A 12,544-nucleotide genomic window follows, 5' to 3' on the forward strand; every position below is an offset into this window, starting at 1 on the left:
GCGCGACAGAGGCGGGAGGGGCAACCCACAGCCAGATCCTCTGCGGAGCCCATCCGCCGCCCGGCACCGCGAGGGACAGTCGTGCGCTGCCGGACAGGTCAATCGTGGATGCATGCCCATGGGCGCCCCGGCATATCCGTGCCCCGCTGATTCTGGCTGAACTCCGCTGACAGGGCCGCGAACCTCGCTCACCGGCGGTCGACCGCGCACCTCGCGCAGGCGCCGCTGCGGTGAGTCCGCCGGGGAGGCGCGTTCCTGGTGGGCAGCCCTGTGGCATTGTCAGTGGCGTGTGGTACGGCCCGTGGCGCCCGTGTTTCACAAGTGACCGGATGCGACCAAGTGACCCCGCCCATCGCACAGTTGCGATCGATTTACAAGACGGAGGGTTTCAGTCAAAGAGTGCTGACGATCTTGGCCGAGATGGATCGACAAGACGACAATCCAACAGACGGTCTGCCTGGAGGCGGAGAACCACTGCCCGAAGGACGTCCCTCCGTATCCGAACGGACGCGGAGGCAGTGCGGAGGAGGGGTCGTGGAACGGTACTTCACCAAGCAACGGCACGAGGATCTACGGCAGCGTGTGCGTGAGTTCGCCGAGCGCGAGGTGCGTCCCCGCATACCCGAGATGGAAGCCTCCCGGGGCGTCGCCCACGACGTGTCCCGGCTGATCGCCCAGCAGGGCTGGATCGGTGTCACCATCGACCGGGCCTACGGCGGTATGGGGGCGGGCCATCTCGCCAAGACGATCATCATCGAGGAACTGGCCCGCGTCAGCGGGGCGATGGGTGCCATGGTGCAGGCATCCCAGCTGGGTACGGCCAAGATCATCCACTATGGCAACGATGTCCAGAAAACGGCCTGGCTGCCGCGTATCGCGGCCGGCGACTGCCTGCCCACCATCGCGACCACCGAGGAGGAGTCGGGCGGCCATGTCCTCGGCATGACCAGTACCGCCGTACGCGACGGTGACGACTACATCCTCAACGGCCACAAGGTCTTCGTCGGGAACAGTCACGTCGGCGACGTGCACGGCGTGATCGTCCGCACCGGTGAGGGCTCCAAGGGCCTCTCGGCCTTCCTCGTCGAGGCCGACCGCCCCGGGTTCTCGCTCGCCGAACAACAGCCCGCCATGGGGCTGCACGGATTCAGTTTCGGAAAAATGATCTTCGAGGACTGCCGGGTACCGGCCGCGAACCTGCTCGGCAGGGAAGGACAGGGCCTGGCCGTCGCGTACTCCTCCAGCGTCCTCTACGGGCGGCCCAACCTGACCGCGGTCTCCCTCGGCATCCACCAGGCCGTGATGGAGGAGACAACGGCGCTGTGCATCGAACGCGAACGGTATGGCGCGGCGCTCGGCGAGCTCAACAACATCAAGATCAAGCTGGGCCGTATGAAGCACCGGCTGATGACCGCCCGGCTCGCCGCTTATCACGCTGTTCACCTCATGGACCAAGGGCAGCCCTGCGACGCGGAGTTGATGAACGCCAAGTACCTCAATGTCGAGTCCGCCATCGATTCGGCCGGCGACGCCATGGAGATCCATGCGGCGAGCGGCCTGTTCACCGACCGCCCGGTGGAGCGCTATCTGCGCGACGCCCACCACATCTACGCGCCCGCCGGCACCTCCGACATCCAGCTTCTGCGGCTGGGCGAGGTCGCGCTCGGTACGGCCAAGGGCCAGTGGTCCGAGCGTCTGGCCGACCTGGTGCGGACCGGTCCGACGGATCACCTGGAAGAGGACCTGCTGGAGCCGGCCGGCGTGTGAGAGAACCCGGGGTGTGAGAAGCCCCGGGGAGAGAAAGAACGAAGAGCCACGGACACAGCGTCGTGTCCGAGGCTCCCGTCAGGGGTCGAGGGGCCGCGTGCAGTGAGCGGCGGCCACCCGGAGGCGCTCAGGCCTGACCCCGCTCCTCGATCTGGTGCAGCCTCTCCACCATCTGCTGCGCCATCGACTTGATGGTCTCCAGGCCCTGCCGTCCCCAGGGCCGGGTGTCCGTGTCGATCACGCAGATCGTGCCCAGGGCCATCCCCGTGTTCCAGTCGATCAGCGGCGCGCCCAGATACGAGCGGATGCCGATCTCGTCCACCACGGGGTTGCCCGCGAACCGCGGATAGTCGCAGACGTCCTCCAGCACCAGCGCCTTGCGCCGTACGACGACGTGCGGGCACCAGCCGTGATCGCGGGCCATGACCCGGCTGGTGGAGGCCTGTTGGGGCTCCAGCTCCACTCCCGGCTGACTGTCCGCGGGAGTGTAGAGCCCGGCGAAGTACTGCCGGTTCTCATCGATGAAGTTGACCATGGCGTACGGCGCTTCGAGCGTGCGCGCCAGATTGCGGGCGAACGCGTCGAACTCCGGCACGGGGGCGCTTCCGATGCCGAGCTCACGCAGCCGGGCCACGCGGGCCGGTGCGTCCCGGTCCTCGGGAGTCACCAGCATCTGGCCGGTCGGGTCGTATTGCGTGTAGGGAACAGGCGCGGACATGCAGGCTCCATTCGACAGCGCTGAGCGGGCGTCAGTGCAGCGGGGTGGGCTCCGCGGGCGACATGCCGGGAGCAGGGGCGAGCAGGTGCTCGACGAGTGCGATCAGCACCTCGGTGCTGGAGTTGCACTGGCGGGCGTCGCACATCACGACAGGCACCTCGGATTTGAGGTCGAGCGCGGCCCGGATCTCGGCGGGCTCGTAGTGGTACGCGCCGTCGAACTGGTTGACGGCCACGACGAAGCCGATACCGCGCTGCTCGAAGAAGTCGACGGCCGAGAAGCACTGGTCGAGTCTGCGGGTGTCGGCGAGTACCACCGCACCCAGCGCTCCGTTGGACAGTTCGTCCCACATGAACCAGAAGCGTTCCTGCCCCGGCGTGCCGAAGAGGTACAGGACGTGGTCCGCGCTCAGGGTGATGCGCCCGAAGTCCATCGCCACCGTGGTGGTGGTCTTGTCCTCGATGCCCACCAGGCTGTCCGTCCGAGCGCTGACCTGGGTCAGCAGCTCTTCGGTGCTCAGGGGTGCGATCTCACTGACCGCTCCGACGAAGGTCGTCTTGCCCACCCCGAATCCTCCGGCTATGAGGATCTTCAGTGCGGTCGGGAAAGGATCGTCAGAGCCGCTTGCGAAGGCCATGCAGCACCGCCTCCAGGAGGTTTCGGTCGGTTGGGGAGGCCGCCTCGATGGCCCGGGGCGCACGTGTGCTGAGCGCCTGGTGCGTCACGAGGTCGGACAGCAGGACTTTGGTGATGACGGCCGGCAGCCGCAGATGGGCCGCCACCTCGGCCACCGAGATGGGCCGGCCCCCGCACAGGGCGAGGACCTGGTCGTAGTCGGGTCCTAGGTACGTCTTCGGACGGGTGCCGGTCGCCATCACGAGGGTGAGAAGGTCGAAGTGCGCTGTCGGGCGCGTGCGGCCATTGCTGACGGCGTAGGGCCGGACCAGTCGTCCGGCCTCGTCGTCGAGCCACGCTCCGCCCTGCGCATCCGCCATCCTCAGTGCCCCGCAGCGCGCGTCGCGCCAGGTGCCTGGTTTCTGGCAGGCGTGGCGAAGTAGGGGCGGACACTCTTGACCAGCATGGCCATCTCGTAGCCGAGGACGGCCGCATCCGCCTCGCTGTCGGCGAGGACGGCGAGGCAGGCCCCGGAGCCCGCCGCTGAGACGAAGAGCAGCGCCGTGTCCAGTTCCACGACCACCTGGCGTACGTCGGCGCCGCCCGCGAAGCGGGAACCGGCGCTGCGGGCGAGGGAGTACATGCCGGACGCCAGCGCGGCCATGTGGTCGGCTTCGTCTGTGCCGAGCCCGTCGACGGCCTTGGTCAGACCGTCGGACGACAACAGAAGTGCGCTGCGGGTGTACGGGACTCTCTTGACGAGCCCCTGAAGGAGCCAGTCGAGATTCTGGTTCGAACCGGTACGCGTGTCGCTCACCATGGTGGCGTTCTTTCTCCTCGGGGGTGAGTACGGGAAGTGCGGCTGGCAGGAGCTGTCAGCGGGTCTCGTCGGATACGTCGTCGGCGAGGCTGACTCCCCGCTGGAAGGCAGCCATCAGTCCCGGATCGTGCTCCCCCTCCGGCATGTCCCCCCGCATGCGCGTGGTGGGGGCGTTCCGGAGTTGCGGTGCCAGATGCTCCTGGGCCCGGCGCTGCGGCAGCGGCGGGCGCCCGGCCTGCGGGGCCGGTGTGTCGTACGACCCGGCGTCGCGGGGTGCGGGCCGCTCGGCGGGCCGTGCGTGCTGAGACGGCTGCTGCTGGGACTGGGGCATCTGCTGCTGGGACGTGCGCTGCGGAGCCTGAGGCGCCTGCTGCTGCGGCTGGCGCGCCGGTGCGGACATGTGGTGCACCGGCGGCATCGGCTGTGACGGTGTCGGGGTCATCGGCTGAGCCGTGTCCAGCGGCGGTGGTACGTACTGGGCCTCGGGTCCGGCCTGCACCGCGGGCCGCTGGGGTGAGGCGGGCGCGGCGGACCGGGGTGCCGCGGCAGCGGCGTGGTGCGGCGCGTCCAGCGGCTCCTCGCCGAGGAGACCGGTGGGCAGGACGAGGATCGCCTGGATGCCGCCGTAGATGTTGCCCTGGAGACGGACGGCGATACCGTGCCGCCGGGCCAGCGCCGAGACCACGTAGAGACCGATGCGGCCGTCCGCGATCAGCTTGCTGATGTCGATGCGGTCGGGGTGGGCGAGCAGGGAGTTGATCCGGTCCTGCTCGTGCTGCGACATGCCGAGGCCGCGGTCCTCGACCTCGATGGCGAGTCCGGCGGTCACCCGCTGGGCGCGCATCAGTACCTGGGTGCTCGGGTCGGAGAACCCGGTGGCGTTCTCGACGAGTTCCGCCAGCAGGTGGATGACGTCGGCGACCGCGTGGCCGCGCAGCGTCCCTTCGAGCGGCGGGACGAGCTTGACGCGGGAGTAGTGCTCGACCTCGGCGATGGAGGACCGCAGCACCTCCATCATCGTCACCGGCTTGGTCCACTGGCGGCGCGACACCGAACCGCCGAGGACGGCGACGTTCTCGGCGTGACGGCGGATACGCGTCGCGAGGTGGTCGACCTGGAAGAGACCCTTGAGGAGTTCGGGGTCCTCGACCTCGTTCTCCAGCTCGTCGAGCATGCTGATCTGGCGGTGGACGAGGGACTGCAGACGACGGGCGAGGTTGACGAAGACCTCGATGCTCTCCTCATTGGGGGAGGCAGAGGCCTGGGGGAACTGCGCGGCGTGCGCGATGGCCGCCTGGGCCTGGAGCAGGCTGATCGTGAGCTCGTAGGCGAGGCGGCTGACGGGGTCGTTCGAGGGCGGGGCGGGCTGCGAGAAGAGCGGCTGCTCCACCGGCTCGCCCTGCTCCAGCCGGAGCACCATGTTCTGCAGATCGCTGACGCCCGGGGCGAGGGAGTTGCGGAGCGATGTGTGGCGTTCGGCGGTCCGCCGGGCTTCGGCGGAGGCGGCACGCGCGGCGCCGATCAGGACACTCGCGCCGAGAACGCCGGCGGTGACGAGGACGCCCCAGGTGGCGGCGTCGGCCGTGCCGGATTGTGCGCGAAGAACGAAAACGACCAGTGCGGCCGCGAGCACGGATATGAGGGCCGCGGGAAGGACCGCGAGGCGTATCGCCCTCGAGCGGGCGGCAGGATCGGCGGCCTCCTCCTGCGCCGGCCGCCTGCCGTGCCTGTTTCGTGCCGAGCCCCCAGCGGTCGTCCGACCGGATTCCGGGCGCGCTGCATACGTCGGGGATTCAGACAAAGGGAGTCCTCTCGATCACCCCGGGGGGTGGGGTGCACGGGTACGCCGCCGACTAACAGTCAACTCGTCTACACGGTTGGACAGTTGAAGGCGCCGCCACCCTAGTGCACACTCATGAACCCGTTGTAATCACATCCGGGACCGGCACACCGAAAAGGGACGTCTTGAGCTGCAGAAACGATCCCGCTCCGGTTCGCGGGAAAGAGACACCGCTGAGCGATCGGACTCGTCTACGCCGCCAATAGACACATTTACCGCGCGACGGGTCCAGTAGGACACGCCGACGAGTGTCCACACGATGACATTGGCGAAAAAGTGACACCTACGCGAGACCCCGGGACTCTGCGGCGAGTCCCGGGGTCTCACATGGGGCCGAGCGGCACAACCGTCAAGCGGCCTGGACGAGTTCGGCGCGACCGAACAGAAGGGCGTAACCGGGCTGAAGCCGGGCCAGAATGCGATCGAGAAGGTCAGGGCCCGCCAGGTCGGCAACGGTGGCGAGGACGGCGCCGGTGTCCCAACGGGCAGTTGCGGGAGTTCCACCCGTGCGGGCGGCGATCTCCTTGACGAAGCCGAAGCCGGTGAGGGGTTCGGCGGTGGGGATCTGGGCGGTGAAGGTGATCGCGGCCTCGATGGGGAGGCGAGCGGCGAGTTCGACCCGTTCCTCGCCGGAGAGCTGACGGCCGAGGCCGGTCATCACGGCGTGCACGGCCTCCGCGGCACGCTCGCGTGTCGGGTACGCGCCTGCGTAGCGGATCCTTTCCAGCATCTGGTCGAACGTCATGCCCTGAGGGTCAAAGGCCGGTGCAGGCTGGACGAACATCGGAATGCTGCCTTTCTGATCCTGAGTGACGTGCAGTGGTGTGGAGTTGGGGGGCCGCTGGGAAGGTTGCGGCCGGACGCGGGATCGAGGTGCTCGTCGGCCCGCGTCCGGGTCGTGCTGACCGCGCTGACGCCCTGGTCGCGGGCCTGTTCTTCCTGACGGCGCGCGGAGGACGGGAGGGAGGGGGAGATCGGGCCCCGTCCCCCGCGGCTCGTGCGGCGGTTCGGCGACTCAGCCGCTGATCTGCCGGGGCGATTGCTCGCCGATGGCGATCTTGCGGGGCTTGGCCCGCTCGGCGATCGGGATCCGCAGGGTCAGGACGCCCGCGTCGTAGTCGGCCGTGATGCGCTCGGTGTCGAGGGTGTCGGCCAGCACGAGCTGGCGGGAGAAGACACCGAGTGGCCGCTCGGAGAGCTCCATCTGCACATCGTCGGCCTTGACGGCCGGCCGGCGCTCGGCCCTGACGGTCAGCATGTTGCGCTCGACGTCGATGTCGATCGCTTCCCTTCCGACACCGGGCAGGTCGAGGGCGATCACATACTCGTCGCCCTCGCGATAGGCGTCCATCGGCATGGTCGAGGGCCGGGACCAGGTGCCGGGTGTGCCCAGGAGCTGCTGGGTGAGCCGGTCGAGTTCGCGGAACGGATCGGTGCGCATCAACATCGCGAAACACCTCCAGTCGGTTCAGGCAGAAACTGCCAATGCGCTTCACCTGACACCGTTGTAACATGTCATCCAAACGATGACAAGCACGATGTCGTCAGAAGGGTGACACACACGGAAAGGGCCTCCATGACCGCCGCCGACCAGGCCAAAGACCCCTCATCCCTGCCCGCCGCCGCGGCGGCGCTGAGCGCCATCGACGAGGCCGTACGCACCGCCCAGGCTCCCCCGCAAGCCGGGCAGCACCCCGAACCCGCAGCGGCCGCCGGCCCCGAACAGGCACTGGCCACCCTGCTCCTGCTGCGCGAGCTGAGGGACCGACTCGCGGGATGGGAACCCGGACTGATCGAAGCCGCCCGCGCGGCCGGCGCCAGCTGGGCCGACCTCGCCCACCCCCTCGGTGTCGCCAGCCGCCAGGCCGCCGAACGCCGCTACCTGCGCGTACGCCCCGGGACCCCCGGCAGCACCGGCGAAGAGCGGGTACAGGCCACCCGCGACCGCCGCGCCGCCGGCCGCACCGTCACCGCCTGGGCCCGCGGCAACGCCGGAGATCTGCGCCGGCTCGCCGGTCAGATCACCGCCCTCACGGATCTCCCGGCTCGGGCCCGCCTCCCGCTGGCCAGGCTCGCCGACGCCCTCGCGGACAACGACGCCGCCAACCTCATCGCACCCCTGGCCGACACCTACACCCACCTGACAGCCGGCCACCCCGACCTCGCCGCCCGTGTCCACAGCGTCACGCGCCACACCGACGAGCTCCGCAACGGACCGATGTCGGCCGAACAGCCGGGGAGTTGAGGGTCGGTGACCAGCCGCGCACGAGGAGCGAGTCGGGGCGGTGGGGTCAAAGCAAGGGTTCCCGAACAGGCGAGTCCGACTCCTCGGGAGATCGTTTCGGTGCCGCGGATGCGTCTGCGCTCACTCGACGATCCCGCCCTCACGCCAGGCCGCCAGGCCGGCCCGTACCCACCCCCTGAAAGCGGAGGACTCCGTTCCCGGGAAACGTTGGCCAGGCCGCCTTAGGCCGAATGAAACGCAAGCAGAAGACGTCCGGCATATTGCAATGCAAGACGGGGCAGATTCACTGCACACACATCTTCTGTGCACGAATCGGAGGGTCTCCATGTGGTCCCATGCCGTCACGGGTACCCGTCTGGTCATCACCCTGCACGAGGACCCGGGCATCGCGCGGCGGGCACAGCTCGCCCAGGACATCAGCGCGCTCGTCCGCTCACACCGTCCGGAGTCTGTCCTGGTCGTCCTCGAGGACGCGGCGGAGAGCAGCGCCGCCCTCAGTGCCGTACTGCGAGCGCAACGCGACCTGGGCATGCCGATGACGGTCCGCGCCGCGAGCGTCGCGGTGCGCCGCATGCTCGAGATGAACGGCAACGACGACCTGATCGTGCAGGCCCGCACCGGCGCCGCCGAGGACTCGGCCTTCACGACGGCCGTCTAGACCGTCGGCGGCCGAGGCTCGGCGGCCGCAGGCGTCGTCACCATGTGTGAGGCTCCGGGATGCGATCGGGTACGGCTGCTGCTTCGCTGAGGTGGTCCGCTCCCCCGAGTCCCTGGAGTGATCATGTCGAGTGCGAGTGAGTCCGGCGGCCCTGCCCAGCAGATGCGCGCAAAGGCCCAGGAGCTGAAGGACGCCGCCGAGCGGGCCACCGACCCGGAGGAGCGCAAGCGCCTCATGGAGAAGGCCGACCGGCTTACGGAAGAGAGCAAGCGCACGGGCGGCAAGGGCCCCGACGAGATGGGCATGAACCCGCTGTAGCGGCGGGCGTTGTGCAGGAACGCGCGCCCGCGTCGTTCCTGCAGTCCCTCGCCCAGCAGTCCCTCGCCCAGGCGCTGAAGGACGAGTCGACCTGCCAATGGTCAGGCGGCGCTCTTCTTCCGGCGGCGCCCTGCCTGGGCGAGGGCGTCGACCAGTTCCTCCCGGCCCATGTTCGAGCGGCCGGAGATTCCCCGCTCGGTGGCTCGCTGGTACAGCTCCCTCTTGGTCAGCTCCCGCAGCTCGCTCTTTCCTCCGCCCCGTGAACGAGCCTTCTTGTCGTCGGCGCTCTTCTTCGCGGCCGCTCCGGGCGACCCCTTGCGGCCGGCGGACGTCTTCCGTCGCGATGCGGAGGACCCCTTGCCTCGCGCGCCGCCCGCCCGGTCGATGCTGCCCTGCAGGACCGACATCAGGTCGACGACATTGGTGGCCTCGGGCGCCTCCTCGGCGAGGTCGATCTCCTGGTCGTCGGCCTTCGCCTGCACCAGCTCCCGTACCTTCTCCTGGTACGTGTCGGCATACCGGGCGGGATCCCACGGGCTGCTCAGGGTTCCGATCAGCTGGTTCGCCATCTCCAACTCCTTGCCCTTGCCCGTACGGCCGGAGGGCAGGTCGGGCAGTTCCTCGCCCGGGTCGCGGACCTCGTCGGCCCAGTGCAGGGTCTGGAGCACCAGGATCCTGTCCTCCGCTCGCAGGGCGGTCAGATACTGCTTGTTGCGCATCACGAAGGTGGCGATCCCGGCCTTGTCCGACTGCGCCAGCGCTGTCCGCAGCAGCCCGTACACCTTGGCGTACTCCTTGCCGCGCGGGGCCACGTAGTAGGTGCGGTCGAAGTACACCGGCTCGATGTCGGCCAGGTCGACGAAGTCGCTGATGTCGATGGTCTGGGAGCGGCCTGGCGCGATGTGGTCCAGTTCGTCCGGCTCCACGACGATGTACTCGCCCTCGGTGAGTTCGTACCCCTTGACGATGTCCTCGGATGCCACCTCCCTGCCGGTCCGTTCGTTGACCCGCTTGTTGCGGATGCGGTCCGCGGTTCCGCGCTGGAGGTGGTGGAAGTGGACCGTATGGTCCTCGATCGCGGTGAAGAGCCCGACGGGCACGCTGACCAGCCCGAAGGTGATGACACCGGTCCAGATCGCGCGTGCCATGTGCCCACTCCGCTCCCGGCCTGCCGGTGGATCGGGATCTCGGAACCCGCTTCGCCGTCTCGGGCTCGACCGCACATCGGCCGCATGTGCAGCGCTGATGAGACTCACTCTTCAGCGTGCTCACCCGCGCGGATGACGGCAACCGCTACCTGACCCGCCCCCGCCGCGGGAGGAGTCGCAGCCCGGAACCGCCGAGGGTCCGGAAAAGGGTGTACGGCGGGACTCGAACCCGCGATCTCCCGGTCCACAGCCGGGTGCTGTACCGAACTCAGCTACGAACACCATGTGCCGAGAAGCGTAGGACCCGGTCCGGCTCGGGCCCAACTCCTTTTGCACGGGGCCGACAAGGGCCCGGACGACCCCGGACGGTCCGGGCGTCGGCGCCCACCGGCCCCCTCCCCACCGCTCACAAGCCTGCAACCAGGGATTCCATGGCCCCCGCACCAAGGGTCATGATGGGCGCCACCAGCCCCGAGCCTCCCGGGAGATTCGCCCGTGCCCAGCAGGAAAGCCCTGATCCGCCGCCCCAGCCCGCGTCTCGCGGAGGGGCTGGTCACCCACATCGAGCGCACGCCCGTCGATGCCGCGCTGGCGCTCGAACAGTGGCAGACCTACGCCGAGACGCTGCGCGAGCACGGCTGGGAGACCGTCGAGACCGAGCCCGCCGACGACTGTCCGGACGGCGTGTTCGTCGAGGACACCGTCGTCGTCTTCCGCAATGTCGCTCTGATCGCCCGCCCCGGCGCCGAGTCGCGCAGGCCGGAGACCGCCGCCGTCGAGGAGTCGCTGGCGCGGCTCGGCTGCTCGGTGAACTGGGTGTGGGAGCCCGGCACCCTGGAGGGCGGCGATGTGCTCAAGGTCGGGGACACGATCTACGTCGGCCGCGGCGGCCGGACGAACGCCGCCGGCGTGGCGCAACTGCGGCAGGTCTTCGAGCCGCTGGGGGCGCGGGTCGTCGCCGTGCCGATCAGCAAGGTGCTGCACCTGAAGTCGGCGGTGACGGCCCTGCCCGACGCCACGGTCATCGGCTACCCGCCGCTGGTCGAGACCCCGTCCGTCTTCCCCCGTCATCTCCCCGTGCCGGAGGAGTCCGGGGCACATGTCGTGCTGCTCGGCGGGGGCCGGCTGCTGATGGCGGCGAGCGCCCCGAAGTCGGCCGAGCTGTTCGCGGATCTCGGCTACGAGCCGGTGCCGGTCGACATCAGCGAGTTCGAGAAGCTCGAAGGCTGCGTGACCTGCCTCTCGGTACGCCTCCGCGACCTGCATGCATAACTAAATGTAACCGGACATTCCGGGAGCGGGCTTGGCCCGACGGCTTACGGCGCCTTAACCTACGGTTTCGTAACCTACGAAGACGTAAGTAACTCTCCCGTCCCCCTGGAGCACCCGTGTCAATCACCTCTCCCCAACTCGGCAGCTCGGACGCGTGGACCGACGCCCGGCTGCTGTACGCGCTGGAAGAGGTGGTGGAGCAGGAACTCAACCGCCATCTCAAGGTTGCCAAGGACTGGATGCCGCACGAGTACGTCCCCTTCGGTGACGGCCGCAACTTCCCCGGTCTCTTCGACGACGGCGAGGCCTGGGAGCCGAGCCAGTCGAAGGTCACGGACATAGGGAAAACGGCTCTTGTGGTCAATCTGCTGACCGAGGACAACCTGCCCAGCTACCACCACGAGATCGCCAGCCTCTTCGGCCGCGACGGAGCCTGGGGCACCTGGGTTCACCGCTGGACCGCGGAAGAGGGCCGGCACGGCATCGTGATGCGCGACTACCTGCTCACCTCCCGTGCCGTCGATCCCGACAAGCTCGAGCAGTTCCGCATGGCCCACATGTCGGAGGGCTTCGAGTCCGACAACCGGCACTCCATGCTGCACTCCGTGGCGTACGTCGCCTTCCAGGAGCTCGCCACCCGCGTCTCGCACCGCAACACCGGCCACCAGTCGGGTGACCCCGTCTGCGACCGCATGCTGGCCCGGATCGCGACCGACGAGAACCTGCACATGGTCTTCTACCGGAACCTGCTGCGTGCGGCCTTCGAGATCGCCCCCGACCTCACCATGCAGTCCGTGCGCGACGTGGTCGTCGACTTCCGGATGCCCGGTCACGGCATGCCCGGCTTCGAGCGTGCCGCCGCGCAGATGGCGATCGGCGAGATCTACAACATGCGGATCCACCACGACGACGTGCTGCAGCCGGTGCTGCGCTTCCTGAAGGTGCTGGAGATCGACGGGCTGGGCCCGGAGGGTCTCAAGGCGCAGGAGGAGCTCGGGCTGTACATGGGCGGGCTGGACGCCGAGGCGTCGAAGTTCGACGAGAAGCTCGCGGCCCGCAAGGCACGTATGGCGGCGCGCGCAGCGCGCTGACTCCGCTGTCTCCCGCCCGGCCGGGCCGCGCCCACGATCCTGTGGTGCGCGG

Annotated in this window: 14 protein-coding genes and 1 tRNA gene; 6 read left to right on the forward strand and 9 right to left on the reverse strand. The window is 69.0% G+C overall.

Features of this window, described 5'->3' with window-relative positions; translation table 11 throughout:
• Positions 1-534 precede the first annotated feature (534 nt).
• Entirely contained in the window at positions 535-1,767 is a 1,233-nt protein-coding gene (locus RPQ07_RS05795; RefSeq protein WP_313942943.1) for an acyl-CoA dehydrogenase family protein, read from the forward strand.
• 127 nt (positions 1,768-1,894) lie between these two features.
• Here the strand turns inward: RPQ07_RS05795 and RPQ07_RS05800 are convergent, their stop codons facing one another.
• From RPQ07_RS05800 to RPQ07_RS05830, 7 genes are all read right to left on the reverse strand, one after another.
• A complete protein-coding gene (locus RPQ07_RS05800; RefSeq protein ID WP_313942944.1) occupies positions 1,895-2,485 on the reverse strand; it encodes a GAF domain-containing protein in 591 nt (196 codons plus the stop codon).
• Between the two features lie 31 nt (positions 2,486-2,516).
• Positions 2,517-3,122: a GTP-binding protein gene (locus tag RPQ07_RS05805; protein WP_313942945.1), complete on the reverse strand. Its 606-nt coding sequence runs from the start codon at positions 3,120-3,122 to the stop codon at positions 2,517-2,519.
• Positions 3,100-3,480 (reverse strand): DUF742 domain-containing protein, encoded by a 381-nt coding sequence (locus RPQ07_RS05810; protein ID WP_313942946.1) that lies wholly within the window; start codon positions 3,478-3,480, stop codon positions 3,100-3,102. The genes RPQ07_RS05805 and RPQ07_RS05810 overlap by 23 nt, the downstream gene beginning before the upstream one ends.
• Positions 3,481-3,482: 2 nt before the next feature.
• Complete coding sequence (locus RPQ07_RS05815; RefSeq protein WP_313942947.1) at positions 3,483-3,920, reverse strand: roadblock/LC7 domain-containing protein; 438 nt, start codon at positions 3,918-3,920, stop codon at positions 3,483-3,485.
• 55 nt (positions 3,921-3,975) lie between these two features.
• Positions 3,976-5,553, reverse strand: a complete 1,578-nt coding sequence (locus tag RPQ07_RS05820; RefSeq protein ID WP_313942948.1) for an ATP-binding protein — start codon at positions 5,551-5,553, stop codon at positions 3,976-3,978.
• Positions 5,554-6,109: 556 nt separating this feature from the next.
• A complete protein-coding gene (locus RPQ07_RS05825; protein WP_313942949.1) occupies positions 6,110-6,505 on the reverse strand; it encodes a DUF2267 domain-containing protein in 396 nt (131 codons plus the stop codon).
• Positions 6,506-6,775: 270 nt separating this feature from the next.
• Positions 6,776-7,207: an Hsp20/alpha crystallin family protein gene (locus RPQ07_RS05830; protein WP_313942950.1), complete on the reverse strand. Its 432-nt coding sequence runs from the start codon at positions 7,205-7,207 to the stop codon at positions 6,776-6,778.
• A 129-nt stretch (positions 7,208-7,336) separates the two neighbouring features.
• Here RPQ07_RS05830 and RPQ07_RS05835 point away from each other — a divergent pair, with 129 nt between their 5' ends.
• The 3 genes from RPQ07_RS05835 to RPQ07_RS05845 all read left to right on the forward strand — a co-directional run bounded on the left by RPQ07_RS05835 (position 7,337) and on the right by RPQ07_RS05845 (position 8,981).
• The gene (locus RPQ07_RS05835; protein ID WP_313942951.1) at positions 7,337-8,005 is read left to right on the forward strand and encodes a type III effector protein; all 669 of its coding nucleotides are present in this window, start codon (positions 7,337-7,339) and stop codon (positions 8,003-8,005) included.
• Positions 8,006-8,330: 325 nt separating this feature from the next.
• Positions 8,331-8,663 carry a hypothetical protein gene (locus RPQ07_RS05840; RefSeq protein ID WP_313942952.1) on the forward strand — a complete coding sequence of 111 codons (333 nt, stop codon included), beginning with the start codon at positions 8,331-8,333 and terminating at the stop codon, positions 8,661-8,663.
• A 123-nt stretch (positions 8,664-8,786) separates the two neighbouring features.
• On the forward strand, positions 8,787-8,981 hold the full coding sequence (locus RPQ07_RS05845) for a DUF6381 family protein (protein WP_313942953.1): 195 nt from the start codon (positions 8,787-8,789) through the stop codon (positions 8,979-8,981).
• Between the two features lie 101 nt (positions 8,982-9,082).
• Here the strand turns inward: RPQ07_RS05845 and RPQ07_RS05850 are convergent, their stop codons facing one another.
• Both RPQ07_RS05850 and RPQ07_RS05855 read right to left on the reverse strand, forming a co-directional pair.
• Positions 9,083-10,129, reverse strand: a complete 1,047-nt coding sequence (locus RPQ07_RS05850) for a Ku protein (protein ID WP_313942954.1) — start codon at positions 10,127-10,129, stop codon at positions 9,083-9,085.
• A gap of 208 nt (positions 10,130-10,337) precedes the next feature.
• Positions 10,338-10,411 (reverse strand) — tRNA-His (locus tag RPQ07_RS05855).
• Positions 10,412-10,624: 213 nt separating this feature from the next.
• Between RPQ07_RS05855 and ddaH the strand changes: the two genes are divergently transcribed.
• Positions 10,625-11,401, forward strand: coding sequence for a dimethylargininase (ddaH, locus tag RPQ07_RS05860; protein ID WP_313942955.1), 777 nt, complete (start codon positions 10,625-10,627; stop codon positions 11,399-11,401).
• A gap of 116 nt (positions 11,402-11,517) precedes the next feature.
• Positions 11,518-12,492, forward strand: a complete 975-nt coding sequence (locus RPQ07_RS05865) for an acyl-ACP desaturase (RefSeq protein WP_313942957.1) — start codon at positions 11,518-11,520, stop codon at positions 12,490-12,492.
• The last annotated feature ends 52 nt before the right edge of the window (positions 12,493-12,544 follow it).

This window comes from Streptomyces sp. AM8-1-1 (assembly GCF_032229325.1).
Lineage (GTDB): Bacteria > Actinomycetota > Actinomycetes > Streptomycetales > Streptomycetaceae > Streptomyces > Streptomyces achmelvichensis.